This window comes from Mycobacterium sp. 3519A (assembly GCF_900240945.1).
Taxonomy (GTDB): Bacteria; Actinomycetota; Actinomycetes; order Mycobacteriales; family Mycobacteriaceae; genus Mycobacterium.
Window position 1 is genome coordinate 1,288,862 of sequence record NZ_OESG01000013.1, and the last position, 26,115, is coordinate 1,314,976.

Annotated in this window: 27 protein-coding genes; 11 read left to right on the forward strand and 16 right to left on the reverse strand. The window is 66.9% G+C overall.

Translation table 11 applies throughout. The features are described from left to right. The 4 genes from C1A30_RS14080 to C1A30_RS14095 form a co-directional block, all read right to left on the reverse strand. On the reverse strand, positions 1-1,452 hold the full coding sequence (locus C1A30_RS14080; protein WP_101948885.1) for an FAD/NAD(P)-binding protein: 1,452 nt from the start codon (positions 1,450-1,452) through the stop codon (positions 1-3). Between the two features lie 102 nt (positions 1,453-1,554). After that, positions 1,555-3,861: an ATP-binding cassette domain-containing protein gene (locus C1A30_RS14085; RefSeq protein ID WP_101948886.1), complete on the reverse strand. Its 2,307-nt coding sequence runs from the start codon at positions 3,859-3,861 to the stop codon at positions 1,555-1,557. A 63-nt stretch (positions 3,862-3,924) separates the two neighbouring features. Next, complete coding sequence (locus C1A30_RS14090) at positions 3,925-4,251, reverse strand: GNAT family N-acetyltransferase (protein WP_101948887.1); 327 nt, start codon at positions 4,249-4,251, stop codon at positions 3,925-3,927. Next, positions 4,248-5,867: a cyclic nucleotide-binding domain-containing thioredoxin-disulfide reductase gene (locus C1A30_RS14095; RefSeq protein WP_101950189.1), complete on the reverse strand. Its 1,620-nt coding sequence runs from the start codon at positions 5,865-5,867 to the stop codon at positions 4,248-4,250. The genes C1A30_RS14090 and C1A30_RS14095 overlap by 4 nt, the downstream gene beginning before the upstream one ends. A gap of 120 nt (positions 5,868-5,987) precedes the next feature. Between C1A30_RS14095 and C1A30_RS14100 the strand changes: the two genes are divergently transcribed. After that, positions 5,988-6,839 carry a PHB depolymerase family esterase gene (locus tag C1A30_RS14100; protein WP_235009892.1) on the forward strand — a complete coding sequence of 284 codons (852 nt, stop codon included), beginning with the start codon at positions 5,988-5,990 and terminating at the stop codon, positions 6,837-6,839. Between the two features lie 3 nt (positions 6,840-6,842). Here C1A30_RS14100 and C1A30_RS14105 read toward each other — a convergent pair whose 3' ends face one another. Genes C1A30_RS14105 through C1A30_RS14120 form a run of 4 tightly spaced genes read right to left on the reverse strand, consistent with a single transcriptional unit; the run spans position 6,843 to position 10,016 of the window. After that, positions 6,843-7,196 carry a VOC family protein gene (locus C1A30_RS14105; RefSeq protein ID WP_101948889.1) on the reverse strand — a complete coding sequence of 118 codons (354 nt, stop codon included), beginning with the start codon at positions 7,194-7,196 and terminating at the stop codon, positions 6,843-6,845. Between the two features lie 2 nt (positions 7,197-7,198). Next, positions 7,199-8,074 (reverse strand): alpha/beta fold hydrolase, encoded by an 876-nt coding sequence (locus C1A30_RS14110; RefSeq protein WP_101948890.1) that lies wholly within the window; start codon positions 8,072-8,074, stop codon positions 7,199-7,201. Continuing rightward, entirely contained in the window at positions 8,071-8,832 is a 762-nt protein-coding gene (locus C1A30_RS14115) for a DUF1906 domain-containing protein (protein WP_101948891.1), read from the reverse strand. The genes C1A30_RS14110 and C1A30_RS14115 overlap by 4 nt, the downstream gene beginning before the upstream one ends. Beyond that, positions 8,826-10,016, reverse strand: coding sequence for a thiolase family protein (locus tag C1A30_RS14120; protein WP_101948892.1), 1,191 nt, complete (start codon positions 10,014-10,016; stop codon positions 8,826-8,828). Before C1A30_RS14120 ends, C1A30_RS14115 begins: the two co-directional genes overlap by 7 nt. Positions 10,017-10,117: 101 nt before the next feature. On the opposite strand from C1A30_RS14120, the gene C1A30_RS14125 reads away from it, so the two are divergent. The 5 genes from C1A30_RS14125 (at position 10,118) to C1A30_RS14145 (ending at position 13,575) form a co-directional block, all read left to right on the forward strand. After that, positions 10,118-10,525, forward strand: a complete 408-nt coding sequence (locus tag C1A30_RS14125; protein WP_235010068.1) for a Zn-ribbon domain-containing OB-fold protein — start codon at positions 10,118-10,120, stop codon at positions 10,523-10,525. After that, positions 10,522-10,953: a VOC family protein gene (locus C1A30_RS14130; RefSeq protein WP_101948894.1), complete on the forward strand. Its 432-nt coding sequence runs from the start codon at positions 10,522-10,524 to the stop codon at positions 10,951-10,953. The genes C1A30_RS14125 and C1A30_RS14130 overlap by 4 nt, the downstream gene beginning before the upstream one ends. A 23-nt stretch (positions 10,954-10,976) precedes the next feature. Further along, positions 10,977-11,369: a DUF4267 domain-containing protein gene (locus C1A30_RS14135; RefSeq protein ID WP_101948895.1), complete on the forward strand. Its 393-nt coding sequence runs from the start codon at positions 10,977-10,979 to the stop codon at positions 11,367-11,369. 112 nt (positions 11,370-11,481) lie between these two features. Next, positions 11,482-12,693 carry an HNH endonuclease signature motif containing protein gene (locus C1A30_RS14140; RefSeq protein ID WP_369974159.1) on the forward strand — a complete coding sequence of 404 codons (1,212 nt, stop codon included), beginning with the start codon at positions 11,482-11,484 and terminating at the stop codon, positions 12,691-12,693. A 90-nt stretch (positions 12,694-12,783) separates the two neighbouring features. Next, positions 12,784-13,575, forward strand: a complete 792-nt coding sequence (locus C1A30_RS14145; protein WP_101948897.1) for a maleylpyruvate isomerase N-terminal domain-containing protein — start codon at positions 12,784-12,786, stop codon at positions 13,573-13,575. A gap of 113 nt (positions 13,576-13,688) precedes the next feature. Here C1A30_RS14145 and C1A30_RS14150 read toward each other — a convergent pair whose 3' ends face one another. Further along, positions 13,689-14,126 carry a hypothetical protein gene (locus C1A30_RS14150; RefSeq protein ID WP_101948898.1) on the reverse strand — a complete coding sequence of 146 codons (438 nt, stop codon included), beginning with the start codon at positions 14,124-14,126 and terminating at the stop codon, positions 13,689-13,691. A gap of 138 nt (positions 14,127-14,264) precedes the next feature. Between C1A30_RS14150 and C1A30_RS14155 the strand changes: the two genes are divergently transcribed. After that, complete coding sequence (locus tag C1A30_RS14155) at positions 14,265-15,608, forward strand: adenylate/guanylate cyclase domain-containing protein (RefSeq protein WP_101948899.1); 1,344 nt, start codon at positions 14,265-14,267, stop codon at positions 15,606-15,608. A 7-nt stretch (positions 15,609-15,615) separates the two neighbouring features. Here the strand turns inward: C1A30_RS14155 and C1A30_RS14160 are convergent, their stop codons facing one another. The 4 genes from C1A30_RS14160 to C1A30_RS14175 form a co-directional block, all read right to left on the reverse strand. Beyond that, entirely contained in the window at positions 15,616-16,554 is a 939-nt protein-coding gene (locus C1A30_RS14160; protein WP_101948900.1) for a R2-like ligand-binding oxidase, read from the reverse strand. A gap of 19 nt (positions 16,555-16,573) precedes the next feature. After that, a complete protein-coding gene (locus C1A30_RS14165) occupies positions 16,574-17,242 on the reverse strand; it encodes a TetR/AcrR family transcriptional regulator (RefSeq protein ID WP_101948901.1) in 669 nt (222 codons plus the stop codon). Positions 17,243-17,484: 242 nt separating this feature from the next. Beyond that, positions 17,485-18,879: an amidohydrolase family protein gene (locus tag C1A30_RS14170; RefSeq protein ID WP_235009894.1), complete on the reverse strand. Its 1,395-nt coding sequence runs from the start codon at positions 18,877-18,879 to the stop codon at positions 17,485-17,487. Between the two features lie 153 nt (positions 18,880-19,032). After that, on the reverse strand, positions 19,033-19,752 hold the full coding sequence (locus C1A30_RS14175) for a TetR/AcrR family transcriptional regulator (RefSeq protein WP_369974125.1): 720 nt from the start codon (positions 19,750-19,752) through the stop codon (positions 19,033-19,035). 57 nt (positions 19,753-19,809) lie between these two features. On the opposite strand from C1A30_RS14175, the gene C1A30_RS14180 reads away from it, so the two are divergent. From C1A30_RS14180 to C1A30_RS14195, 4 genes are read left to right on the forward strand one after another with little or no spacing between them, the layout of a single operon-like run. Next, positions 19,810-20,652 carry an alpha/beta fold hydrolase gene (locus C1A30_RS14180; protein WP_235009896.1) on the forward strand — a complete coding sequence of 281 codons (843 nt, stop codon included), beginning with the start codon at positions 19,810-19,812 and terminating at the stop codon, positions 20,650-20,652. Next, entirely contained in the window at positions 20,649-21,542 is an 894-nt protein-coding gene (locus tag C1A30_RS14185; protein WP_101948902.1) for an alpha/beta fold hydrolase, read from the forward strand. Before C1A30_RS14180 ends, C1A30_RS14185 begins: the two co-directional genes overlap by 4 nt. 3 nt (positions 21,543-21,545) lie before the next feature. Further along, positions 21,546-23,120 carry an FAD-dependent monooxygenase gene (locus C1A30_RS14190; RefSeq protein ID WP_101948903.1) on the forward strand — a complete coding sequence of 525 codons (1,575 nt, stop codon included), beginning with the start codon at positions 21,546-21,548 and terminating at the stop codon, positions 23,118-23,120. Then, positions 23,117-24,349, forward strand: a complete 1,233-nt coding sequence (locus tag C1A30_RS14195) for an MFS transporter (protein WP_101948904.1) — start codon at positions 23,117-23,119, stop codon at positions 24,347-24,349. Before C1A30_RS14190 ends, C1A30_RS14195 begins: the two co-directional genes overlap by 4 nt. A gap of 153 nt (positions 24,350-24,502) precedes the next feature. On the opposite strand, the gene C1A30_RS14200 is transcribed toward C1A30_RS14195, so the two are convergent. Genes C1A30_RS14200 through C1A30_RS14210 form a run of 3 tightly spaced genes read right to left on the reverse strand, consistent with a single transcriptional unit; the run spans position 24,503 to position 25,970 of the window. Continuing rightward, the gene (locus C1A30_RS14200) at positions 24,503-25,207 is read right to left on the reverse strand and encodes a TVP38/TMEM64 family protein (protein ID WP_101948905.1); all 705 of its coding nucleotides are present in this window, start codon (positions 25,205-25,207) and stop codon (positions 24,503-24,505) included. Positions 25,208-25,245: 38 nt separating this feature from the next. Further along, positions 25,246-25,734: a universal stress protein gene (locus tag C1A30_RS14205; RefSeq protein WP_101948906.1), complete on the reverse strand. Its 489-nt coding sequence runs from the start codon at positions 25,732-25,734 to the stop codon at positions 25,246-25,248. 41 nt (positions 25,735-25,775) lie between these two features. Beyond that, positions 25,776-25,970, reverse strand: a complete 195-nt coding sequence (locus C1A30_RS14210) for a hypothetical protein (protein WP_235009898.1) — start codon at positions 25,968-25,970, stop codon at positions 25,776-25,778. Positions 25,971-26,115 lie beyond the last annotated feature (145 nt).

The following is a 26,115-nucleotide window of genomic DNA, read 5'->3' on the forward strand; positions in this document are numbered from 1 at the left end:
TCAGGCTGCCTTGCTGGCCACCGGGACACGGCGGCCGGTTCGAGTGGTGATGAAATCGGCGACGGTCGACGCCGCGTTGCGGGCCTGCTGCACAACGACGTCGAGCGCGGATACGGTGAAGTAGCTGCCCGCCGACACCTGGCCGACCAGCAGCAGGTCGTCGCGCGGATGGCCTTCTGGCGTGAGCGCCCGGCATGTCGCGGGGTCCACCAGACCCCGGCCCGCCTCGTCGCAGCCCACCAGACCCGAAGTCGCGAGGGCGGCAACCAGTTCCGGGCCCTCTTCCAGGTCGGTCGATTGCCCGATCGCGGGGATCACCTGGTCGGCGCCCAGGTCGGTGAGGATGTCGCCGAGGCGTCCGTCGCGGGCGTCCACGCCACCGTGCACGATCAGTCGGCCGTCGGCCTGCATCGTGCGCAGTTGGCGCCACCGGCTCAGCGGCACCCGCACCCGGTAGCGAAACCATCTGGGTCCCAGCGCCTCACGCAGTGCGGTCCGCTCGCTGTCGGACAGCAGGGTGAACGCGGTGTTGAGCGCGTGGTTGGTTCCGCTCAACGTGTGGTGGCAGGCGAGGTCGGCCGGATCGGCCAGCGGATCCGACCAATGCTCGGCGTGCGCGGCGTCGTCGAAGATATCGGATCGGGTGAAGCCGAACCGCGCGAGTTCGCGGTCGAGCAGTGTCAGCACGGAGTCGGCCGTCAGCTCGGTCCACACCGCAAGGCCGATGACGGCGTCCTCGGTGAGGTGTTGGGGCGCCTCAGCATTGGCGGACTCGACCTGGACACGCGGCAGCGTGCCGGACCGCGACAGCAGATGGACCCGCTTCTCGCCGTCGTCGAGTGCGCACGCCACGTCCACCGCGGAAAGGCCGGTGCCGAGAACCGCGACCGAGCGCTGCTCGGCGACCCGCGTCCGCAGACCGCTCAGCGGATAGGCGGCAACGGCGGGGTGGTTTATCGCGGGCCGAGGGGAGGACCACACGCCGGGCGCGACGACGGCGATGTCGGCTGCGGGCACATCGGCGGTCTCACCGAGCACCTCGATGCCGTCGAGGCCGGGCCGCAGCGATTTCGCGTGCATCGGTGTGAAGCGGACGCGGACGCCGCAATTCCGGAGACGGTCGATGGCCTTGCCGAGGGTGGCCGCCAGGTAGTCGCCGTACACCGACCGCGACATCGGTTGTTCGTCGAGACCGGTCCACCGGCTCCCGCCTTCCTCGAGCCAGCTGCGGAAGGAATGCAGTGACGGGGAGAGCGCCTCCAGCCGGTACTGGGAGGTGTTGACCGCGGCGGCCGCGATATCGCTGCCGAAAGCGCTGCCGCGGCCGAGGTTCTCCGGACGGTCGACGATGTCAAGGGTGGTGCCGCTCCACGAGCGGTCGGCCTGCTCCGCGAGCCGGCTGACCGTGAGGGTGCCGCCGACGCCGATGCCGACCAGTGCGATGCGTGCCATGACTTGAAATAGTCGTGATCAGCGACTTCCGCCGGAATCCTCGCGAAGCCAGATTCCGCTCCGAAAAGGGAAGGGTTTTCTATCCCTTCGGTAAGGGACCGGCTACGCGGCGGCCTTCAGCCGCAACCGCCAGCGGACAAACGCGGCGAACACCAAGCCGAGCACCGCGAGCATCGCCATGTTGGCCAACCACCGTGACGCGCTGTGCGCCCAGATCGGATCTGTCGCGGCCGGAACCAGATTCGGTAAGTCGATGGTCGATGCCATCGCCGCGACTCCCCAACGCGCAGGCGTGAGGGCGGCGATCGCCTCGAGCACCGGGCGACCCGTCACCGGAATGACGCTGCCCGCGAGGACGAGTTGTGCGGTGCAGACGACCGCCAACAGCGGGATGTACTGATCGCTTGACCGGCACACCGAGGAGACCACCAGGCCGAGGATGACCGCCACCACGGCCGTCGCCGCCACGTCGACGAACAATTCCAGCATCGGGCTGCCCAGCACCGCGGCGGTCGACGGCCCAGGTTTCCCGATCACCGGCGCCGTGACGACCATGACCAGCAGCACCGACTGAAGCGTCGCGACCGCGCCGAACACCACGATCTTGGCCAGCAGGTACGCCGAGGCCGACAATCCCGCAGCCTGTTCGTGGCGGTAGGCGGGCCGCTCGTTGATCAGATCGCGCACCGTCAGCGTGATGCCCATCAGGATCGCGCCGAAACTGAGTAACACGATGATCTGGCGCGGTTCCATCGGCGCCGCCGTACCCGGTTGCGGCTTCCCGAAGCCCGCACTGCCGCCCACCGTCAACGGCAGCAGACCGACGAGAACCGGTAGCGCAAGCAGGAACACGAAATAGCGACGGCTGTTCAGCAGGAGTCGAACCTGTCTGCGGGACAACGCCGAGAACTGCCGCCACAGGCTGGTGCGCGCGGGCTTGCCGACGTTGACGAACGGCACGGACGGGGCCGAGCGCTCGGCCGCCGCACCGTGGCGTTCCAAGTAACGCCGTTGCGCCCCATCCGGATCGGTGGTGAGGCTGGTGAAGATGTCGGCCCAATCGGTGCTGCCCATGACCTGACCGAGCGCCTCGGGCGGTCCGCAGTACGCCGGCTTGCCGCCGGGCGCCAGCAGCAACACCTGATCGCACTCGCTGAGAAACGCCAGCGAGTGGGTGACCACCACGACGACACGGCCCGCGTCGGCGAGCCGCCGCAGCATGGTCATCACCTGGCGATCCAGCGCCGGGTCCAAACCCGTTGTCGGCTCGTCGAGTACGAGCAACGACGGTTCGGTCAACAGCTCCATGGCGACCGACACGCGTTTACGTTGCCCGCCGGACAGCTGGTCCACCCGCTTGTCGGCGTGCGCGGTCATATCGAGTTCTGCGAGCACCCGCGAGACCACCTGCTGGCGGTCGGTTTTCGACGTGTCGGGCGGCATCCGCAGTTCCGCGGCGAAGTTCAGCGTTTCCGCGACGGTGAGTCCGCGGTGCGCGACGTCGTGCTGCGGCACCATGCCGATGCGGCTGCGCAGCGCGGCGTAGTCTGCGTGCAGGTCACGGGCGTCGAACGACACCGAACCGCTGCTCGGGCGGGCAAGCCCCACAACGGTTTTCAACAATGTGGTCTTGCCGGACCCGGACGGGCCGATCACCGCCGTCAGAGTGCCTGGCCTCGCGGTGAACGACACGCGGTCCAGCAGGGTCACGGCGCCGCGCTTGAGGGTCACCCCGACACCGTGCACCTCGAGTCCGCCGGTCGTGGTGGCCGGGGCGGTGCGCGGGACGAGGGTGCCGCCTGCAAATACCAGGTCGATGTTGCCGATCGTGACGACGTCGTTCTCGCGCAGCATCGTGTCCTTGACACGTTGTCCGTTGACGAACGTGCCGTTGATGCTGCGCATGTCCTGGATCCGCGTGCCGGACGGCGTCGGCAGCAGTCGGGCGTGGTGGCGCGATGCCAGCATGTCGGCGACGACGATGTCGTTGTCCGGCGCGCGTCCGACGGTGACCGCGTGCGGTGCTGCCGGTCCTCGCCGCCGTGGGCGTAACGCCGTGATGGCCTGGGTGGGCGCGGCGATGACGGGCCGCTTCGTTTGCGCCGTGGTCCGGTTGTCCGGTGCGACAGCGAGTTCGAACGTCAGTCGCGGCCCGTCGGGGTCGCCGAGGTTGATGCTCAGCCCGTCGGTCGCGGCGGTCGATTGGATTCGTTGTGCGCCGAGGAAGACCCCGTTGCGGCTGCTGTTGTCGATCGCGATCCAGAAGCCGTCGTGGTACCGCAGGATCATGTGTGCCCGCGAGATGGCCGGGTGCGGGATACGCAGATCGGCTCGGACGTCGCGGCCGACGATCACGTCGCGGCCGGGCGGGAACGTGCGCCGCACACCGTCGGAGCTGACGGTGAGCATGGGCGGGGGAGGCTGACTCGGACCGCCTGCCTCGTTCACCGGCTCACGATAACCAGCGCAGCGTCATCCTTTCGGGTCCAACGCAAACATCGCGCGCCGGTTCGCGGGTACCAGGTCGAGGTATTCGGGGTGCCGCTCGATGAAACGCTGGACGAACGGGCAGTAGGGCTGCACCGCCAAACCCTGCGCGCGCGCAGCATCCAACGCGGCCTTGACGAGCAACGTGGCCAGCCCGGCGCCCGCACGTGACGGGTCGATCTCGGTGTGGATCAAGGAGATCACGCCGGGGCGGCGCCGATACTCCACAAAGCCGGCGAGGTCCCCGTCGACTGCGATCTCGAAGCGCCGCCGCGCAGGCACATCCGTGACGGTCGGGGTCGCGGTGGTCATGGCTGCGCCTGCAGTAGGTAGCGGTGCACCATCGCGATGGCCACCCCGCCTTCGCCGACGGATGCCGCGACGCGTTTCACCGAGCCCGAGCGGATGTCGCCGACGGCGAAGATCCCGTCGGCGCTCGTTTCGAGTGCGAGGGGTTCGCGATCCGCGCTCCACTGGCCGGCCTTCATCGCGTCACTGCCCGTCACGACGAAACCGTGTTCGTCGCGCAAGATCTCGGGCGGAAGCCAGTCGGTGGCGGCCTCTGCGCCGATGAGCACGAAGACGACGGCGGCATCGCGGCGAGACGTCGTGCCGGTTCGGTGATCGATGATGTCGATCGCTTCGAGTTGTTCGTCGCCGTGTACGGCGACGACCTCGGAGCGCGTCTCGATGCGGATGTTGGCTTTCGTCGCGATCTGCTTGATGAGGTAGTGCGACATGCTTTCGGCAACCGACTCACCGCGGACCAGAAGCGTCACCGACCGGGCGTGCGTGGCGAAGAAGATCGCGGCTTGCCCGGCCGAATTGCCCGCCCCGATCAGATAGACGTCCTTGCCCTGCGCCAGTCCGGCGTCGCTGCGCGCCGCGCCGTAGTAGATGCCGGAGCCGACGAACCGTTCGACGTCATCGACCTGAAGTCGCCGCCAGTCCACGCCCATCGCGAGCACGATCGACTTGGTTCGCAGGACATCGCCGCCGTCCAGCCCGACGGTCATCGCCGAGGGGTCGATGGTCTCCACCCGCCGAGTCACGATGATCTCGGCGCCGAGCCGCTTCGCTTGCTGCAGCGCGCGGCTGGCCAGGTCGTCACCGGAGACGCCGAACGGGAATCCGGTGTAGTTCTCGATGCGGGTCGACGTTCCTGCCTGCCCGCCAGGAGCGAACGACTCGATGAGTGCGGTCTGCAGGCCCTCAGACGCGGCGTTGACGGCTGCGGTCAGTCCGGCGGGCCCGCCACCGACGATGACGACGTCATAACGGGACCGGCTTGGGGCGACCGTCAGTCCCGCGACCGTCGCCACGGCACGCATGGTCGGGTTGATCAGCCGGGTGCCGTCGCGCAGCATCACCACCGGATACGGCGGCCCATATGCATCGTCTGGATCCAGGTGCTCGTACGGAATCTGGTTGCGACGCAGGAAACTGTCGCAGGTGTGCATGCCCGCGTCGAGGCGCGGGCCGATCACGAAGACCGTCGGTTCCGGCGGCTGCGCGGTGGCGGCGCGCAGCATCTCCATGCGCTCTACGGCGGCGGCGCCAACCGACGCCGCGATGTCGGGCGCCATCGCCGCGAGGGTGTGGAAGTCCTCGACGGTCAGCTTCAATACGCGGGACGGGTCGACGGCCCGCATGCTGGCGGGCAGCGGCGTGCCGAGCGTCATCGGGACCTCGCCGCCGAGTTCTCCCGGTCGCCGCACGCCGATCACCTGTTCGACGCCGTTGACCACCTTGGTCAGCTCCGTCGTGCCCTCGACCACGACGGCCAGGAAACGGCCGTCCCCCTCGTGGGCCACATACTCCCCGGGGACCAGGTGGATGTCTTCGACCGCGCCGGCGAGGAACTCCAACTCCTTTTCCCCGAGCGCCGAGAACAGCGGAATCGTGGCCAGTTCGTCGATAGTGAACATGATTGCCTCCCAACCGATGCGGAAATGGTCGGCCCGGCACAGGCGTCGGCGCATGGGGCATCGGCCTCATCTTCCGAACTACAGATGCGAGTTCGCCAAGTCCTTTACTCTGGCGAACTAGTGCTGAATGGGTACGCAAGACGCATTGCGGCAGCGGCAGCTGTCGTCGTCAGTTCTGTCGTTTTCGGCCATTCCCACGCGTCGGCGTTGCCCGGCGATGCCCCTGGTCAGCTGGTGATCGGCGGGTTGCCTCGGACGTATCAGCTGCACGTCCCACCGGGTCCGCCTGCCGGTCTGGTGATCAACCTGCACGGCGCCGGGCAGAGCGGCGGTGAGCAGGCCGCGATCACGAACTACAACGCCGTGGCCGACCAGCACGGCTTCGTGGTGGCCTATCCCGACGGCATCGACTTCAGCTGGGCCGACGGCCGGAGCGCGTCGGTGCCCGACCGCCAGGGAGTCGACGACGTCGGCTTCCTCGCGGCGCTGATCGCTCAACTCTCCCGTGATCACGGCATCCCACCGGGGCGGGTGTTCGCCACGGGCCTGTCGGCGGGCGCGTTCATGGCGAACCGACTGGCGTGCCAACGCGCCGACCTGGTCTCCGCGATCGCCCCAGTGGCCGGAACGCTCGGTGCCGCGTATCCGTGCGCGCCGTCCCAGCCGGTCTCGGTGCTGCAAGTGCACGGCACCGCCGACGCCGTCGTGCCGTTCGGCGGCGGCACGATGCTCGGTCGCGGCGGGCACAGCGACATCGTGGCGGCGCCCGCGCTCGCACAGCGGTGGCGCGAACTCGACGGCTGCCCCGGTGCGCCGGTCGAAGACGCCGTCGGTGCCGTGCACCGGTTCACCGCCGCGGGATGCGCGGGCGGGACCGAGGTCGATTTCCTTCAGGTCGACGGCGGCGGTCACGCCTGGTTGATCGATGCATCGCAAGCGAGTGCGCAGTTCTTCGCCACGCACGGCAGGTGACCGCTACGCCCGGTGTTGCACGATGTTGATCACGTTGCCGTCGGGCGCCTTGACCATGAACCGGCGCACCCCCCACGCCTCGGTGGTCAGCGGGTACACCACCTCGTAGCCGAGTTGCCGCGCTTCGTCGTGCGCGGCGTCGACGTCTTCGGCGTGCACCGAGATGACAGGCAGCAGGTGCGCATCGAGGTCACGTGTGACGAGTTGGACGTGGGCGCCGGTCTCGGGTGCGGTGTAGCGGGCCACCCAGCCCATGTTGAACTCCTCGTCGCGCAACCCGAGATAGTCGGTGTAGAAGCTCTTGGCGGCATCGACGTCGGCGACTTGAAGATTCGCGGTGATGCGCTCTGCTCGCATGCTCAGTCCTTGTCGGCGTGCTCGGTGAGGAATTCGACGACGGCGTCGGCGAACAGGTCGTTGCGATCGCCCGCGACCATGTGCCCGGCGCCGCCCACGTCGACGAAGCCGATGTCGGGGAAGCGAGCGATGAACGCGTCGGCACGCTCGGCGGTGACCAGGTCGCTCATCTGGCCGCGCACCAGAAGCATCGGCACGCCGGTGCGAAGGATCGACTCGACCGCGTTGTACATCCGGTCCACCTCGGTCACCTCGATCGGGGGGAGCGCCGAGGTGCCGTCGATGAACTTCGGGTCCCAATGCCAGTACCAACGGCCGTCGCGCTGACGCAGATTCGTTCGGAGGCCGTCGAGATCGGTCGGCCGGGGCCGGTGCGGGTTGTACTCCTGGATCATGTCGGCGACCTCGTCGAGCGATTCGAAACCCGACTCCATCCGGTCGTACATGAAGTTGTGTATCCGCGACGCCCCTGAGGGGTTCATGTCGGGCACGATGTCGACGAGCACCACGGCGCGCACCGTGGCCGGTGAAAGCTCGCCTGCCAGAAGCATCGACGTGAAACCGCCCAGCGACGCACCCACCAACACGGGGCGTGGCGGAAGCAGGCGCAGCACTTCGAGCACGTCTTTGGCGAAGGTGGTGACGCGGTAGTCGCCGTCGTCCGACCAGTCGGATTCGCCGTGGCCGCGCAGGTCGACCGTGACGGCCTGCCAACCGCGTTCGGCGACCGCGGCCGCGGCGCGGCCCCATGACCGACGGGTCTGACCGCCGCCGTGCAGGAACACCACCGCTGGGGCGGCGGGATCGCCGTAGCGGTCTGCGACGATGCGGACACCGTCGATTCCGTTGGCGCTGAACGACACCGGAGCCGTCGTCATCGCCGTAGGTCCCACTGTCCGAAATCGGGTGCGAGCACGTCGTCGACGTCGAGGCTGATACCGCCGATCACGACGCCGGGGTCGGACGGGGTGACGACGACCGACTGGTACAGCACCGCCCCTGGCGCACGTTCACCGTGCGACCATGCCTTGGTCTGCCACGCCCACCAGTGGCCGGGGGACGTCGATTGCCCGATGACACCGTCGTCGATTGCCCATCCGCACGCTTGCGCGTGACCGTAGATACCTGTGCGGTTCACGCCGAGCACCGAGTTGATTCCGCGAAGCCATTGGACCGCAGTGCTTTTCCAGGTGTCCCGGTCGATGTCCTCGTCGACGCTGAAGAAGATGGGTGCGGTGTCGGGGCCCCCCGCCGCGCCGTGCCACCGCAGTGCGGTCTGGGCGTCGGCGACGCCGCCGTCGAAGCCGCGGGTGTAATCCGACGGTGTCGGCCAACCGGGTTTGCCGTACTGGTAGCAGCTGACGACGTGAAGACCGTTGGCGTGTAACGCGTCTGCGTACTCCCGGGTCACCGGTTTGAAGTCGAAGTCCGCGCCCGGCCGCAATTCGGACACGTACACCAGCGCACCGTCGAAGCCCGCCGACTTGATCGCCTCGGGCGGAACCAACCGGTGCGTGAAGTCGATCAGCCTGAGGTTGGCCGCGGAAGCCGGTGGCGCCAGTGCGCCGAGGCCGAGGACCACCGGTGCGGCGGCGGCCCACTTGAGGGCTTGGCGTCGGGTAACGGGGTTCAGCATGTCAGCACCATGCATCCTGCGATCGGTCCGCCTCCTGCTGCGGCGACCGCGACTTGCGGTCGCTGTGTCACCTGCCGGTCGCCGGCCTGCCCGCGCAACTGCAGACACGCCTCGTGCAGCAGCCAATAGCCGTGCATGCGTCCTGCCGACAGTTGGCCGCCGTAGGTGTTCAGCGGCAACTCGCCGTTGAGGGCGATGCGTGTTGCGCCCTCGATGAACGGCCCCGCTTCGCCGTCGGCGCAGAAGCCCAACGCTTCCAGCCAGGCGAGCGTCAGAAAGGTGAAGCCGTCGTAGATTTCGGCCACGTCCACATCCGCGGGTGTCAGATCCGTGCGTGACCACATTTCGGCCGCCGCTTCTACCGACGCCATCTTCGGGAAATCGTCGCGATGGAACCATCCTCCCGAACCGTACGCCCCGCCGATGGCCTCGACCGCGACGGCCGGGTTCGGGCAATCCGGTGCGTATTCGGCATGCGAGACGACCAACGCGATGGACCCGTCGACCGGCACGTCGCAGTCGAACAGTCCGAACGGTGTCGACACCGGCCGCGCCGCCAGGTAGTCGGCCATGCTCATCGGATCCCGGTAGGCCGCACGCGGATTCAGTCCGGCGTTGCATCGGCTGTGGATGGCGAGCCAGCCCAGTTGTTCTTTGGTCGTTCCATACAGATCCATGTGGCGGCGGCAGTGCATCGCCAACCAGTTCGCCGCCGAATAGGAATGCGCGGCCAACAGTTCGTCGAGGTCTTCGAACGGTTTGAGTTTGCGCCGGGTGCCGGGTTGGCGGGGTTCCACGGGAGGCGAGGCCAGCGGGTTGAGCATGGGCGACCCGGTCTGATTCACGGCGCCGCCCAGCATCGCGACGGTTCGGTACACCAGCACGTGACGCACCCGGCGCTCGGAGACCGCGCGGAACGCCGACATGACCGGGATGAGCACGCCGCCGGTGTCGAAGCCCGACGTCTGGTCGGTGGTGTCGATGCCCAGCGCGTCGAGCACCTCGCTGGGGGGCGTGTCGCCCAGGGTGCCGATGCCGTCGATGTCGGCAGGCGTCAGACCGGCGTCCGCGATGGCGGCGCGGGCCGCCTCGAGGGTGAGTTCCAGACCGGGGATGCCCGTTCGGCGGCCGATGCGCGAGATGCCCAGGCCGCTGATGATCGCGTCCTTCTCGAAATGGCTCACCGGCAGTTCTCACCTCATACGTCTATTTTTGTAATGACAGCCTTCTGGAATGTACTTTGCTTGTCATGCCCGACGCCGCCGTACCCGCGAATCCGGCGCGGATGCTGCCCAAGCTCGACGAGCGCAATCGGCCGTTCTGGACCGGTGGCGCCGACGGGCAACTCCTCATCGACCGATGTACGCAGTGCGCGCTGTGGGTCAGTCCGCCGGCAGCGGACTGCCCGGAGTGCGGCGGCACACTCGTCGCACGCCCCGTCTCCGGGGACGGCACCGTCTTCACCTACACCGTCAACTATCAGCCGTTCAATCCGGCTGTGCCGGTGCCGTACGTGATCGCGATCGTCGAATTGGCGGAACAGGCCGATCTGCGCATCGCGTCCAATATCGTTGACTGTGAACCGGACTCGGTGCACATCGGCATGCCCGTCGAGGTCCGGTTCGAACGCCATGAGGCCGACGGCGAGACGACCTTCGTTCCGGTGTTCGTCCCGCGAAAGGACAAGGCATGACCGGCGATTGGACGCCAGACATCACCGGGATCCATCACGTCTCCGTGACGGTGCGCGACCTCGAAACCAGCGTCGCCTGGTATCAGCGGGTGTTCCGCGCTGACCGGGTGCCCATGACGTTCCCGCACTATGAACGCGAGGACACCGGCTACGGCGTATTGCTCGTCGATCAGCGTTCGGGCCTGGTGATCGGTCTGCACACCAATGTCGGCAATGACGGTCGGGAATTCGATGAAGCGCGTACAGGACTGGACCATGTGGGGTTCAATGTCGCCTCGCGTGCGAAGTTGGAGGCGTGGGCGGCGTGGCTTGACGAACTCGGTGTCGAGCACTCCGGGATCCGTTCGGGCGATCAACCGTTTCCGTTCGCGACGTTGGTGTTTCGCGACCCGGACAACATTCAGCTCGAATTGTTCACGGTCTGCTGAGACGGCACCTTAGGCTGCAGGCTATGCCGATCGATCGCGCCGGCGTTGTGGCCGGCTGTATCCGACTCGCCTCGGGCATCTCATTTCTCGTCGACCCGGTGCGTGCGAACAAGCTGTGGGGTGACCCGGATGAGCCTGCGCCGACGGCGCGACTGCTGTTGCGTTCAATGGGATATCGCGACGCGTTGATCGGCGGTCTGCTGGCGACGGCGGCACTGCGCGGCCGCGATACCCGGGGCTGGTTTCTGGCGTCGGGTGGTGCAGATGCGGCCGACCTACTCGGCGGCATGAGCGTGCACAGCGAGATGAAGCTGTCGCAGCGGCTGATCGGACTTGGCGGCGCGGCCGTCGGAATCGGAGTCGGGCTGTGGGGCGGGACGCGGCGTAGGCCGCGGCCAAAATACCAGGCGCCGTAGACATTTGCCCGCGTTTATCCCCAGGCCCGAATTCATCCACAGATCCGGCCGGTTCGGGCTTTTGGTCGCGTGCGGTGTCATTGCTCGTGGTGATGATGGGGTTATGTTTCCGATTCCGTCTGCTGCTTCTTTTGACGGTCCTGCGGTGTCTCGCAGCGACCGTCTGGAGGTGCTGTTTGAGGAGTTGGCCGAATTGGCGGGTCAGCGCAATGCCATTGATGGGCGCATTGTGGAGATCGCCGCGCAGATCGATCGGGACAACTTGTGGGGGGCGACGGGGGCGCGGTCGGTGGCGGCGTTGATGGCCTGGCGGTTGGGGTTGTCGTCGACGACTGCGCACACGATCACGACGATCGCTGACCGCAGTGAGGAGTTTCCGCGCTGCACGGCGGCGATGCGTGAGGGCCGGTTGTCGTTGGATCAGGTCGGGGTGATCGCCGCCCGCGCGGGCGAGGGATCCGATGCCCATTATGCGGAGTTGGCGGCGGTGGCCACGGTGAGTCAGTTGCGCACGGCGGTGAAGTTGGAGCCGCGCCCGGATCCGGATCCCGCGCCGGCGCCGGCGGCGTCGTTCAGCAAGACCGCGGACGAGACGTGCACGAAGTATCGGATCACCCTGCCCACTGATCAGGCCGCGACCTTTGATGCGGCGCTGGCCTCACACCGGGATGCGTTGGTCAACGAGTACAAACACGACCACAGCGACAGCAGCGAGGAAGCCCGCCCGCCGTTGCCGACGAATTCACAGGCCTTCATGCGGTTGGTGGAGGCGGGGTGGGATGCCGATGTGGCGGCCCGCCCGCACGGGCAGCGCACCACGGTGGTGGTGCATGTGGATGTCGAGCAGCGCATCGCCAACCTGCACCTGGGGCCGCTGCTCTCGGATGCCGACCGCCAATATTTGACCTGTGATGCCACCTGTGAGGCGTGGTTCGAACGCTGCGGACGGCTCGTCGGCGCCGGGCGCACCACGCGCACCATCAACCGGCGACTACGGCGGGCGTTGGAACACCGTCATCCGACTTGTGCGGTCCCCGGCTGTGGGGCCACCCGGGGTTTGCATGCCCATCACATCATCCATTGGGAGGATGGCGGGTTGACCGAGTTGGACAACCTGGTGCTGGTTTGTCCGTACCACCACCGGATGCATCACAAGGGCGAGATCACCATCACCGGGCCCGCCGAGCGGCTCGTCGTCACCGACAGTGACGGCGACCCACTGACCTCACGGTCGCTGGCACCCTGGACCGGGCCGCTCGGCGAACGCGCCGACTGGTGGTGGTACGACCCCTACGAACCCCAACCACCACCCAGCGACAACTAACTCAAAGTCGCTCGTAGCCGGGCACTTTCAGATAGCAGGACACTGCCACCGCGCGGCACGCGCCTTGCGGCGTCTCTACTATCGCTGGGTATGGCCTCGCGATCGCCGAATACCGAAAGATCGAGCTGGCTGAGCCACGAGGAGTACATCGACGCCTTGCAGGAGCAGGCGCTTCGGTTCGCTTCGGCGTTGCGCGAGATCGCTTTCGATTCGCGCGTACCTTCATGCCCGGACTGGACTGCGCTGGATCTGGCGCGGCATGTCGTGCAGGTGTACGCCCACAAAGCGGCGGTCCTGCGGGCCGGCGAGGCCGTTTCAGGCCGCGATGTCGACGCTGCCGGCGAGGCGCCGTTTCCTGAGGCGCTTGAGCGACACGATGCGGTGGTCGCCGACCTTGCGGGTGTGCTGGCTGGCCTCGATCCCGAGGATGCTGCCTGGACGTGGATGGAGGGTGCAGGCGAGTCCACGGTCGGGGCGTGGGCACGGCGGATGGCCCATGAGGCACTGGTGCATCGCGTCGATGCCGAGCTCACCGCGGGCATGGCGATCAGTTCGGTCGATGACGCACTCACGATCGACGGGGTGAATGAGGTACTGACGTGGATGGCGGGTGACCCGGACGTGATCGCGGAAGAAGCGGGCACGTCGAGTTCGTCGGGCACCGTGCTGCTCGATTACGGCGAGGCCGCCTGGCTCGTCGAACTCGGCGACGGCAGGCATCTTGTCACTCCGGCACCCACCGGGTCGCAAGCAGGTGCGCGGATCAGCGCAGATCCGATGGCGCTCGACTTGCTGTTGTGGGGTCGGCCGTCGTCGGCGACGTGGCCGGCGATGGCTGAGGTTGACCGACTGCGCGCGCGCCTCGTGAAATCCCTTCAGTAGGAGCAGTCTTGGCGAGGACACATTCGTGATGTGCCCACCTCCGAGCGACAAAGTCGGCGGCGGCGTCACTGTCGCTCAGAGGTGGGCAATTCGGCGGCTCCAACCCCGCCGACCTACAGCGCCGCCAGCACCGCCCGCAGTTCACTGCACAGATCGCCGCTGCCGCGATGCCGCAGCGGTCCGTTCCAGTCGGCCAGCAGCCGGCGCAGTCGCGCGGTGCCGCGCGGGCTGACGCTGCGACGGCCCACTAGTCGCTTCTCCACCCGCTCGATCAGATCCGCCGCGTCCCACACGGCGGGGACCTTCGCGCTGGGCGCCGACATCACGCGGTCGCACAACACCGCCGTGCCGCGTCGCCGCAATTCGGCGGCGAGGAATTCGCGGTGCCCACGAGAGACCAATCGCTGCACGTGCACGGCCAGCGCGCTGCCTGCTTCGGTCCCGGCGCCGGACAGCACCAGGCGGTCATAGTGGCGCGCACCCAACCGAGCGGCGACCCGTGCCAGGACCGACGGGGCGGCGGCGACTGGGATGTCAATCGTGATCGTCATGCCATGAGTATTTCCCGCCGACCACCCGGCGCGGTTCCGGCGATCTGCCCTTTCACCGGGGGATTCGCGCATCCCCCGATCGGTGGACAACGGTCGAAAACTGCTCGGTCAACCGCCTCGCGGGTGCACGATATTTCTATGATCGACGGGGGAGTGCATTACGCGCGCAACGGGGACGTCCGCCTCGCGTATCGCATCCTTGGCGACGCCGACAACACGCTGGTATGGGTGCCGGGATGGGTCAGCAATGTCGATATGCTCACCGATCCCGATCTTCCGTTCACGCCGTTCTTCGAACAGTTGGCGCACGGCACCCGCTTCGTCGCCTGGGACAAGCGCGGCACCGGGCTGTCGGACCCGGTGACACGGGTTCCGCCGCTCGACGAGCGGATGGACGACCTGCACGCGGTGATGGACGCGGCAGGCGCGGACTGTCCCGCGCTCTGGGGAGTGTCCGAGGGCGGACCGATGAGCATTCTGTTCGCGGCGACGTTTCCCGAGCGGGTGCGCTCGCTGATCCTCTACGGGACACTTCCCCGGTTCACGCCCGAACCACCGGATTACCCGTGGGGTTTGTCCAAGGAGATGGTGGCCGCGTTTCGCGACGAGGTCGAGTCTGCTTGGGGCGAAGGCGCTTTGGCGACCGCGTTCTTCGGCCCGATCGCCGACGTGCCCGGCTTCCGCGAAATGTACGGCAGGCTCCAGCGCGTCTCGGCGAGCCCGATGATGGCGAGGATGCTGTGGGAAGCGGTCGCCGACATCGACGTCCGGCCGGTTCTGCAGAGCATCCGCACACCCACGCTTGTCCTCGGCAGGCGCGGCGACATCGTCTCACCGCCAGAGGCCGCCCAAGCGTTGGCGGATGCCATCCCCGGCGCCGAATTCCGGGAACTGCCGCCGGGACCGCACGGGCTGTTCGACGACGCGATGGCGTCGACCATCCTCGAATACGTCTGCGACACACCGCAAGAGGAACAGGGCGAGCGGGTGCTGTCGACGGTGATGTTCACCGACATCGTCAGCTCGACGGAGTTGCTCAGCGCTCACGGTGACTCGCACTGGCGCCACGAACTCGACGTCCACGACCACCTGGTCGACAGGATGCTGTCCAAGTACGGCGGTCACCGGGCCAAACACACGGGGGACGGTGTGTTCGCGCTGTTCGACGGGCCGACCAAGGCCGCCCGCTGCGGGCTCGAACTGGTGCCGACGCTGGCCGGACTCGGCATGCACGTCAGGGTCGGCGTGCACATCGGTGAATGCGAGAAGCGCGGCGACGAGTGGAGCGGCATGGCGGTCCACGTCGGTGCGCGCATCGGCGGCATGGCGCATGCCGACGAAGTGCTCGCCAGCAGGACCGTCCGCGACCTGTCGGCGGGCTCCGGATTGCACTTCGAAAGCCTTGGCGTGCAGCGCCTCAAGGGCCTGGCCGAGGAGACTGAGGTGTTTCGGGTCAGCAAGCCGGTCGGCGTGCCGTTCTGAGGTCTCGCTAGGCAGACGCCGCCAACGCCTTTCGATCCTCGTCGGCGAACGTGTCCTCGAGTTGGAGCGGCGTGTAGTCGAGATCGATCTCCTCGACCGGACGACCGCGGGCGCTGCTGATCGTGCCGAAGCGGCGCATCCCCTTGTCGGTGGCGTACTGCTGGAACTCGTCCTTCTCGAGGCCGAACGGGATCACCTCGTAAAGGGCGTAAGCGTCTTCGGTGTTCTGCAACGCCAACGGGATGAGCTGGTTCATCCGGGTTTCGAAGACACCCCAGAGTGAGTCGTCGGCGGCCACGTGACGTCGACAGGTGAACGTGCCCCACGCCATGTGCCGTCGCTCGTCATCACCGATCCGCTTCACCAGTTCCTGCATCCCGGGCAGGATGCCGCGGTCCACGCAAATCCGGTGCCACGCATAGTATCCCGTCAGCGCCATCATGCCCTCGATGACGTGGTTGTACGTGGCCGAAGCGCGGACCTGAGCCGCCGGCGACGGGTCGGTCGCCAGGGCATCCAGCGATTCGGGGAGTTCGTCGTAGAAGATCGTCCGATACGCGGGCAGGTCGTCGAGGAAGTGCTGCAGATCGCCGGTCATGCCGACGGCGTCGAGCCACATCCGGAACACTTGCGTGTGCTTGGCCTCTTCGAACGCGAACTGGGTCAAGTACATCTCGTCGCCGAGCCTCCCCTCGGCGCGCATCGCCGCCATGAACGGCTGGATGTCCTGGGTGACCGCTTCCTCGCCCGCGATGAACTGCGCGCACAACCGGGTCGCCCACTCGCGCTCGAGTTCGGTCAGCGACTCCCAGTCTTCCCGGTCGCGGGAGAAGTCGATATCGGCCGGATCCCAGAACTTGGCATTGCCGCCCGTGAACAGCTTGAGCGGCAGGCTGTCCCAATTGAGTCCGCCCGCGGCGAGCGACTGTGACCGTGTTCTTGTCATGGCAATGACCTCCTGTCGATCAAGCGGTGGTAGATGTCACCGACAGCGATGTGGCGAACGCGCTCCGCAGCACCGCGACCAGCCTGCGCACGGCCAGCGCCGGCTGTTCCGGGGTCGGCTCGTCGAGGCCGAGAATCGGGTCCATCCCGCGCACATACGGCGCCAGGGCCAGGTGCGGGAAGATCAGCAGCAGCAGCGACAGCAGCGCGTCGGTGTCCGCCTCGGCCGCGAGGTCGCCGCGGATCTGGGCGTCTCGCACCAGCGGGCGCAGCACTTCCAGATAGTGACGATGGATGACGCTGCGCACGCTGACGCGCGCATCGGTGTCGACCTCGAAACTCGCCGCGGCGTGCAGCGACCGTTCCTTCGGATGATCGGCGAAGTACGCGACCCAGGAATCCATCAGATCGGTCAGAAACTCGAAAAACGGCCTGCTCGGGCCGAGTTCGGCGATGCGGGTCTCCATATAGGTGCGCACCCGCTGGCTACCGACATCGGCGATGAATGCGTAGAGATCGCGCTTGTCCGCGAAGTATTGGAACAGGCTGCCCTTGGCGACTCCGGCGCGCCGTGCGATGACGTTCAGGCTGCCGCCGGAGAACCCATGCGCCCCGAACTCCGCCTCGGCGGCCTCGATCACCGCTGCCCGACGAGCCGGGTCAAGTCGCGCCCACGTCACTGTCGGCACAGGCACCTCCTCGCGCCGTGTATGACCACTGGTCATATTACTGTGAGGGCCGTCACAGTCAAGGCCGGAAACTGCCTAGGCTACTTGTCGAGATGCAACGAAAATTTACAAGCGGCACCCTGTTGTTTAACTGGAGGTCGTGTTAAAAGACTCGGCTGCTTCGACTGGTCGGATGACTGGTTTCTTCTCAGAGTTCGACGCTGCTCACCATGGCGGAATCCTCGGGCGCAGACAGGCTGTTGCTAACTACCGGACCTCGTCTGGCGACGAAGGTGCCGGCGCACGACAGTTCGCACGACGCGGCGTCGTGTGCGGGCAAGCGGACCGGTCGCGCGGATCTTGTGGGCGAATCGTTCGCCCGACTCCTGCAGCCGGTCTTTGACTTCGTCGATGTCCGTGTCGACCAGGGTGTGGTGGCGCTTGCGCCAGTGCCCGGCGATCATGACCGCTTCGATGTTGGCGATGCTGGCCTGCAACGCCGCGGCGATCGGATCGTGGGCCGGCCACAGGTTCAGTGCTCGGGCGTCGATGACGACGACATCGGCTTGCATCCCGGGGGCGAGGTGGCCGACCTTGTCGGCCAGGCCGAGCGCGCGCGCGCCGTGCACGGTCGCCCACGACAGCGCGTGCTTGCTGGTGAGCGCCGCGGTCGGTGCGCTCAGCCCGGTGCGGTAGAACTCCTGCTCGTGGGTTAGGCCTCGTTGGCAGGCCAGGGTGATGCGGGCGGCGGTGAGAACTTCGCCGGATACGGCCGTTTCGGTGTCGGTACCGAGTGACGGGGCCGCGCCGGCGCGCAACAGTTGTTCAGTGATTGCCGTGCAATGCCCTTGACCCAGTTCGTTTTCCGGTGTGGTCGTGAAGGTGACTCCGGCGTCGGCGAGTTTCTTGACCCATTCGTCGGTCAGCCCGGTGCCGTGGACGATGTTGGCGTGTGGACCCCACAGGCCAGCAGCGCCGACGGCATTCCAGCAGTGTCCGGGCGTTCCGGCGCTCTGGTGCATCGATGCAATCACGCCGCGTTCGAGGGCGGCCCGTAGGTCCGCGATCACCACGTCGGGAGCTGACAGTTGCGGACCCTTGATCGCCATTCCCGCGGTAAGCAGTGCGCTGTTGGCGATGGGTCCGTCGAGGAGGCGATCGATCTCGCGCACGTCGTGAGGTTTGGTTGGGCCGCCATGGGGCGTGCCGTGCAAGAAGACTGCTCGGATACCGGCGGTGGTCAGTGCGTCGATGGCGGCGTCGGTATGGTCAGGTGTCAGGCAGTTGTGACACCAGTCACCGAGTGTCGTTGTACCGCAGTTGATTTGGTTCAGCGCACCGGCCAATGTCCCGATGTGCATGTCGTGGTGGCTGTATCTGCGGGCGACGTGACCGTGGGTGTGGGCCAGGTATTCCAGCAGTGACCAGTCTCCGCCGGCGAACCGTAGCGCGGTCTGCCAGGTGTGCAGGTGGGCGTTGACGAGCCCGGGAATGACGATGCGGTAGGTGAGGTCGACGACGTCGGCACCGGTTGGGTCAAGGTACTCGCCCATCGCGGAGATGCGATCGTCCTCGATGAGGATGTCAACCCGTTCGCTATCGGGCCGATTCGGCGCCAGGCTCACCACCTGCGCGCCGCGCAACAGAATTCGGGTCACTGGTTGTCTCCTGTCACCCTGCACGGGTCGCCACCCGCATTGGTCCGGCCGCCATTATCGGATACATCGTATCCGATAATATGAGCATGCGTCAACGCCCCCGAGCCGGCGTCTAGGACGGGACGGCCGGGGCTGCCCAATCCCTTGCTTGATCTAGCCGCGCCGAGGGCGTCGATTGGACGCGCGTTTGCCGTCGTGGTGCGCAACCTGGTTCAAGCCGTTGATGAGGAGTTCCAGGCCGAAGGCGAACTCTTGCTCCAGCGGTACGGGCAGATGGTCGGCCACGCTGGCGGTAGCAGGGAATGTCTGAGGGTCCAGGGTCTGCCACACCTCGTCCTCGTCCGTAGCGCTGGCCCCCGGCGGGGACAGTTGCGTGGCGAACCCGAGGACGTAGCGCGCCAGCGTGGCGCACGCTTGCGCGGCCAGCGATGGCGAGAAGCCCGATTTGAGTAGCAGCGCGATCATCTGTTCGCGCTGAGCCATCGCATTGGGCCCGGTCGGCATCTGTTCGACCAACAGGGGTGCGACGTGGGGGTGGCGTCGGAACACATCAAATAGGCTGCGTGCCAACGCTTGACAGGCTTGCTGCCACGTCATACTGGCAAGTGCCTCGTCGTCGACATGCGCGTCGGCCAGCACGCTGTCGACGACCTGGGCGACCAGGTCCGCTCGTCCGGTGAAGTGCCTGTACAACGTCGCAGTACCCGAGTCCAGGCGCTGGGCCAGGTTGCGCATGGACAGGGCGTCGGCGCCTTCCTCGTCCAGGAGTGCGGTTGCGGTCGCGATGATCCGGTCCAGCGGCAGCCGTGGGCGGCCCCGGGATCGCCGCGGGCTCTGCTCCACTAGCTCAGGCCCCAAAGGTGACGTGCTCACGCGCTCAGTATGACCACTCTTGACAGCCACCACAATAACGGCAACACTGTATCCATTATGATGGTTCACGATATCGATGTGCACTCGGACTCGCAGTTCGCCACCGTCGACGGCATGCGGATCCATTACCGACGGTCGGGGAATGGCCCGACGGTGGTGCTACTGCACGGCAGCGCGTCCTCGCTGTACGGGGTGGAGGCCGTCGCCCAACGGCTGTGGGGGTCCTTCGACGTGATTCGCCTGGACCTGCCTGGTTTCGGCGTAACGGGGCCTCGCCCCGACCGCGACTACCGCGTCACCACCTACGCCGGGACGCTCGCACGATTCTTGGACACCATCGGCGTCGAGCGATGCGCCGTGGTCGGTAATTCGTTGGGCGGCAACATCGCCTGGAATCTTGCCCTCGATCACCCCGAGCACCTGCAGCTGACCGGTTTGGCGTTGATCAACGCGACTGGCTATCCGGATAAGGAACTGCCCGCCGCGATGGCATTGGCGCGCAACCCGGTAGTCGGGCAACTGCTACGGCGGTTCATGCCCCGGCGCGCCGTCGAGCGCAGCCTGCGGCAAGCCGTCGGACCGAACTCCGACACTGTCGACGACGCGATGGTGGATCGCGCGCACCGGTTGTGGAACCGGGCCGGCAACCGCTCGGCATTCGTGGATTTCCTGACCACCGACCAACCCGACCGCAGCGGTGAGATTCCCTACATCAGCGTGCCGACCCTGGTGCTGCGCAGCGCCGGCATGGATGGCCAACACTTCACCCGCGACATCGCAGGCAGTGTCGAAAAGGTCCATCCCGACGGCGGACATCTGCTGCCCGAGGAAGACCCGGCCTGGGTAGCGGACGCGGTCAACGACTTTCTGCACTCCCGTCCAGCAAGGAACGCCCAATGAAGTACTTCGTCGCAGCCGGAGAAGACCGCCGACTGGACGCCGCCACGCGGGGTCGTCTTCGCGGTAGTTACATTCAATTAAGCGATGGTGTAACGCATTACGAGCTGACTGGGCCTGACGGCGGTGACGTCGTCGTGCTGGCCGGCGGGCTGACCATTCCGTTGTTCTACTGGGACGAGCTGGCTGCCGAGCTACATGCCCGCGGACTGCGCACACTGACCTACAGCGGCTACGGGCGCGGCTACTCCGACCGCGTCGTCGCCCGCTATGACGAGGCGCTGTTCGTGCGCCAACTCCGCGAGCTCGTCCAGCATCTCGACCTACCCGCATCCAAGCACGTGGTGGGCACGTCGATGGGCGCGCTGATCGCCATGGCGTATGTGAGTCAACACGTCGGCAGCGCGGCCACCCTGACCCTGGTAGGCCCCGCCGGGCTGAGCCGTCAACCCGTTGCGCAGAAACTGTTGCTGGGCAACGACATCACGGCCAGCGTCCTCGCCAAGCGGTTCGGGCGACGTGTCCTCGAACAGCATCTGGGACACAATGTGGCAGACGCCGACCGTGCCGCCGCCCTGGCGGCCATGATCGGTGACGCCTCACGATACGAAGGTTCGATCTACGGCTTCTTCGAGACACTGCAACACTTTCCGTTGTTCAATCGCGCCGAGCTCTACCGGCACACCGGCACACTTCACCTGCCCACACAACTGATCTGGGGCCGTGACGACCACGTCACCCCGATCAGCAGCCTGGGCCAGGTCCGCGAACTGCTCCAGCCCAGCCAATGCCACGTCATCGATGACTGCGGCCATATGGCGCCGTTCGAACGTCCCCTCGTCGTCGCCGACCAACTGGCGACTTTCTACGACACCTTCCACAGATCGGCTTGACCCATGACAACAACGACCATCACCGACGTCTTGATCGTCGGCGCAGGGCCCGCCGGCACCGCGCTTGCGATCGACCTCGTGCGCCGCGGCGTGGCGGTACGCCTCATCGATAAGGCGCCACATGCCTTCGACGGTTCCCGCGCCAAAGGCATCCAGCCCCGCACCCTCGAGGTTCTCGACGATCTCGGCGCCTTGCCCGACATCGTCAACCAGGGCGCCCTGTACCCCCCGATGGGAATCCATCTCGGCCCAATCACGATCCCTTTCAGGATGATGGCCAAGGGAAAGCGCGGTCCCGATGTCCCATACCCCGATACCTGGCTGATCCCGCAGCACCGCACCGACCGGGCGCTGCACGCCCGGTTCGAATCCTTAGGCGACCGTGTTGAATTCGACACCGAGTTGATGGAACTCACCGACCACGGTACGCATGTCACAGCACAAGTCGCGACCTCTGACGGCGCCGAGGACATCACCGCGCGTTACCTTGTCGGCGCCGACGGCGGCGCCAGCCGGGTCCGCAAGATCCTCGGCGTCGAGTTCAGCGGCTCCACCGACGAGGCCGACCGCATCCTCATCGTCGACGCCGCCGTCTCGGGTGGATTGTCCCGCAAGTACTGGCACGTGTGGCCCGGACTCAAGGGACGCTTCGTCGGCGCTTGCCCGCTGCCACACAGCGACACATTCCAGTGGATGATCCGGCTTTCGCCCGACGAACAACCGCCGCAAGACCTGGCGCAGATCAACGCGCGCATCCAAGCCCACACCCACAACAAACGGCTCGCACTGCATGACATTCGGTGGCAGTCGGTGTTTCGCCCGAACATCCGACTGGCCCAGAACTACCGCCGCGGCCGCGTCCTGCTGGCCGGTGACGCCGCCCACGTCCACACCCCCGCCGGCGCCCAGGGGCTCAACACCGGGATCGGCGACGCCTACAACCTGGGCTGGAAACTCGGCCAAGTCCTGGGAGGAGCAGACGATCGACTCCTCGACACCTATGAACAGGAACGGCAACCGATCGCCGCAGGCGTGCTCGGGCTATCGACCAAGAAGTACGAAGGGATCGGAAAATTCGACCCGTCGAGCATCCGACGCGGCAAGGACGAGAAGCAACTAGGCCTGACTTATCACGGCGGCCCACTGGCGCCCCTGGCCGCCGATCACACCAAGACCTTGCGTGTGGGCGACCGCGCGCCCGATGCCGACCTCGTCACCGCGGACGGCCGCCGCGTGCGGGTGTTTGACGCTTACCGCGGACCGCATTTCACCGCGCTGGCCTACGGTCCACAGGCCGCCGACGGGTTGGCGGAACTCGACTGGCCCGCCGCCGGCGCGGAACTCACGCGTGTCATCGTCGACACCGACAGCAAGGGCGACCTACCCGAGGGCGTGCTCACCGACCCGACCGGACAATTCGCCGAGATCTACGGGTTGTCCCGAGACACGGTGTTGCTGATTCGGCCGGACGGCTACATCGGCCACATCGCCATCCACAACATCGCCGAAACAATCAGCGCCGCTGCGCAAATTATGACGCCGCACATCGTGACATCAGCGCCGTCGAAGCGGTCATGATTGCAGAGGCGCTTACCTCGGCGGGTCCAAACTCAAGGCGCCGTGGCGGCGTGGCTACCGTGCTGCTGGCATACGCGTTCGCCGTGATCATGGCCGGCACCACGTTGCCCACCCCGATGTACGCGCTCTACGCCACCACGATGCACTTCACGGTGCTCACCACCACGATGATCTACGCAGCCTATGCCGGTGGGGTATTGGCGGCGCTGGTGGTCTTCGGACGCTGGTCCGACGCGATCGGCCGACGCCCTGTTCTGCTCGGCGGCGTCGTCGTCGCGGTGGCCAGCGCCGCGATGTTCCTGCTCGCCGACACGGTGCTCGATCTAGTAGCCGCGCGCGTGCTGTCCGGGCTGTCGGCCGGTGTCTTCACCGGCACCGCCACCGCAGCGATCATCGAAGCCGCACCGCCGAAATGGCGCACCGCGGCCCCCGCGATCGCGACCATCGCCAACATTGGTGGGCTGGGCGCCGGACCCTTGCTGGCCGGTGTTCTCGTCCAGTACTGCCCCGCACCGCTGCAGCTGGCCTTCGTGATGCACATCGTGTTAGCGGTGGCGGCTGGCCTTGCCGTCATCGGCGTGCCCGAAACATCAACAAAAACCGGATACCTCGGGATGCAGCGGCTGCGACTTCCTGCCCAAGTGCGTGCCACGTTCGCACTCGCGGCGATCGGGACGTTCGCGGGATTTGCGTGCGTGGGACTGTTCGCCGCGCTGGCACCATCATTCCTTTCCACCATGATCGGCATCGACAACCACGCTGCAGCCGGGGTCGTGGCCAGCTGCGCCTTCCTCGCCTCAGCAGTGGCTCAGGTAGCGGTTAAGCGGATACAGCCCCAACGCGCGATGGCATTGGGCTGCGCAACACTGGTGATCGGCATGATCACCTTGACGGCGGCACTGGTCAGCACTTCACTCGCCGGACTCGTCGTGGCCGCAATGACTTCCGGTGCGGGACAAGGCATCAGCTTCAGCCGCGGCCTGGCTTCCGTCACCGAGGCCACGCCAGCCGATCGGCGGGCCGAAGTCAGTTCAGCACTGTTCGTGGTGGCTTACATCGCCATCTCCCTACCCGTCATCGGCGAAGGCCTGGTCGCCGACCGCTGGGGTCTACGCAGCGCTGGCATCGGCTTCGCCGTCAGCGTCGGTGTACTCGCCGCCGGCTGCCTCATCGCGCTACTAACTCGGCAGCCGCGCCGCCAGCCAGGCCCCGCGCGAAGCTGGTGTTAAGGCCGCACCCTTCGCCGAGGGCGGCGGAAGCCGAAGTGGGCTCCGTCGTCGTGAACTGCGCGTTTGCAACGAGGATTGTCAAGCTCTCGCGACACGCCGAAGTCTTGTCAAAGTAGCCAGGCGAGTCCTGTCAATCTTCGCTGCATCTCGACACTACTGCGTGGCGTCGGGTTCCCGGCGCCGGTCACGCCACTTCACGTACCCGCGGTGCGTGACGAAAGCGCCGACGACGGCCGTCACGCACCAGACCGCGACGGCGGAGTAGGCCAGCGGCGAGGACAGGTCCCCGATCGACGCGCCAAGCGCGGTATAGACGAAGGCCCGCGGCGCCGCCCCGATGAACGCTCCAACGGCCATCTGCCACAACGGAACTCCGAACGCCCCGAACGCATACGAGGCCAGCGCGTCGGAGACGCCGGGGATGAATCGCTGACCGACGACGGCCCACAGGCCTCGACGGTCGATCAGTCGGTCGAGACGGTCGGCGCGGTCCGCGCCCAGCAGCGCCCGTGCGCTGTCCCGGCCTGCGCGCCTGCCGATGAGGCTGGCGATGATCGCCGTACCGACCGTCGCGCCGAGTGTCACGAACACCCCCAGCACCGGGCCGAACAACACACCGCTGCCTGCGGCCAGGATCGGGCCGGGGACGAACAGGGCGGCGAGCACGGCCGCCACCACGATGTAGGTCAGCGGCGCGGCGGGGCCGGTGGCGGCGACCGTCTGCCGGATGTCGTCGACGTCGATGACGTGACTGACGGCGACCAGATAGAACAACCCGAGCAGGAATCCCGCGAACAGTGCCAGTCGCACGATGTGGCGGCGCCGGCCACCTGCGGCGGGTTCCTCGATATCGGTCATGCTGGCTGCGATTGTCCCGCACCAGCGCGGTGTGCCTGCTAGCCGGCGGTGTGCACGATCAGGATGTCGATCTTCGATTTGCGCGCGACGTCGGCGGGCACTGAGCCGAGCAACCGCCCTGCCACCGAGTTGAGGCCGACGTTGCCGACGACGATCAGATCCGCCTTGACCTCTTGAGCCAGGTGGATCAGGGCGTCGACCGGTGCGCCCTCGATGGCGCGTTCCTCGATGTCGTGTGCGCCCGCGCCTTTTGCCTTGTCGCGTGCGTCGCGCAGGATGGCGTAGACCGGCGCGTCGCCGTGCACCATGTAGCCCTCGCGGCCCAGGGTGTCGGCGGCACGCGGGTCGGCGACGTGGTCGTGCGTGGGCGCGTGTGACCAGCTACCCCTGTCCACGTGCGGGATGTGCGCGCTGGCGATGATCAGCTTCGCGTTCTCCTGCGCCGCGAACGCCCCCGCCCGCTCGACGGCCCGCATCGACGAGTCCGACCCGTCCGTGCCGACGATCACTGTCCGATAGCCGCTCATGTCGGGTCATTAAACGCTTGCCGGAGCGGCCGCGGATCGGTTTAGGAATCGAAGTCGGTAGAGGCGGTCAGGTTTTCCCACTTCGCGATTTCGTTGGCACGGGCTGCGGCGACGTTTCGGTAGGTGGCGAGCGCGTCCTGGCCGAGCAGCAGGAATGCCGGCGGTTCATCCGATTCGACGACGGTGATGATGGCCGCTGCCGCTTTCGCGGGATCGCCTGGCTGGTCGCCGTCCATCGTGTCGTTTTCCTTGCGCCTCCGCAGTCACCTGTGGCGGGTCGGTCACGTCGAGTGCCCGGTCGGGTGCGGTCGAGCAACCGCCCAGTCCGCGATCTGCGGCGAGATCCACCCTCTCACGGCGGTGGTTGGGCAAGAATTGACG

Bases quoted from the DNA above. Each gene is read 5' to 3' on its own strand.
- C1A30_RS14080 (WP_101948885.1), bottom strand. From the start codon at position 1,452: ATGGCACGCATCGCACTGGTCGGCATCGGCGTCGGCGGCACCCTCACG.
- C1A30_RS14085 (WP_101948886.1), bottom strand. From the start codon at position 3,861: ATGCTCACCGTCAGCTCCGACGGTGTGCGGCGCACGTTCCCGCCCGGC.
- C1A30_RS14090 (WP_101948887.1), bottom strand. From the start codon at position 4,251: ATGACCACCGCGACCCCGACCGTCACGGATGTGCCTGCGCGGCGGCGC.
- C1A30_RS14095 (WP_101950189.1), bottom strand. From the start codon at position 5,867: ATGTTCACTATCGACGAACTGGCCACGATTCCGCTGTTCTCGGCGCTC.
- C1A30_RS14105 (WP_101948889.1), bottom strand. From the start codon at position 7,196: ATGCGAGCAGAGCGCATCACCGCGAATCTTCAAGTCGCCGACGTCGAT.
- C1A30_RS14110 (WP_101948890.1), bottom strand. From the start codon at position 8,074: ATGACGACGGCTCCGGTGTCGTTCAGCGCCAACGGAATCGACGGTGTC.
- C1A30_RS14115 (WP_101948891.1), bottom strand. From the start codon at position 8,832: ATGCTGAACCCCGTTACCCGACGCCAAGCCCTCAAGTGGGCCGCCGCC.
- C1A30_RS14125 (WP_235010068.1), top strand. From the start codon at position 10,118: ATGCTGCCCAAGCTCGACGAGCGCAATCGGCCGTTCTGGACCGGTGGC.
- C1A30_RS14130 (WP_101948894.1), top strand. From the start codon at position 10,522: ATGACCGGCGATTGGACGCCAGACATCACCGGGATCCATCACGTCTCC.
- C1A30_RS14135 (WP_101948895.1), top strand. From the start codon at position 10,977: ATGCCGATCGATCGCGCCGGCGTTGTGGCCGGCTGTATCCGACTCGCC.
- C1A30_RS14145 (WP_101948897.1), top strand. From the start codon at position 12,784: ATGGCCTCGCGATCGCCGAATACCGAAAGATCGAGCTGGCTGAGCCAC.
- C1A30_RS14150 (WP_101948898.1), bottom strand. From the start codon at position 14,126: ATGACGATCACGATTGACATCCCAGTCGCCGCCGCCCCGTCGGTCCTG.
- C1A30_RS14155 (WP_101948899.1), top strand. From the start codon at position 14,265: ATGATCGACGGGGGAGTGCATTACGCGCGCAACGGGGACGTCCGCCTC.
- C1A30_RS14160 (WP_101948900.1), bottom strand. From the start codon at position 16,554: ATGACAAGAACACGGTCACAGTCGCTCGCCGCGGGCGGACTCAATTGG.
- C1A30_RS14180 (WP_235009896.1), top strand. From the start codon at position 19,810: ATGATGGTTCACGATATCGATGTGCACTCGGACTCGCAGTTCGCCACC.
- C1A30_RS14185 (WP_101948902.1), top strand. From the start codon at position 20,649: ATGAAGTACTTCGTCGCAGCCGGAGAAGACCGCCGACTGGACGCCGCC.
- C1A30_RS14190 (WP_101948903.1), top strand. From the start codon at position 21,546: ATGACAACAACGACCATCACCGACGTCTTGATCGTCGGCGCAGGGCCC.
- C1A30_RS14195 (WP_101948904.1), top strand. From the start codon at position 23,117: ATGATTGCAGAGGCGCTTACCTCGGCGGGTCCAAACTCAAGGCGCCGT.
- C1A30_RS14200 (WP_101948905.1), bottom strand. From the start codon at position 25,207: ATGACCGATATCGAGGAACCCGCCGCAGGTGGCCGGCGCCGCCACATC.
- C1A30_RS14205 (WP_101948906.1), bottom strand. From the start codon at position 25,734: ATGAGCGGCTATCGGACAGTGATCGTCGGCACGGACGGGTCGGACTCG.
- C1A30_RS14210 (WP_235009898.1), bottom strand. From the start codon at position 25,970: ATGGACGGCGACCAGCCAGGCGATCCCGCGAAAGCGGCAGCGGCCATC.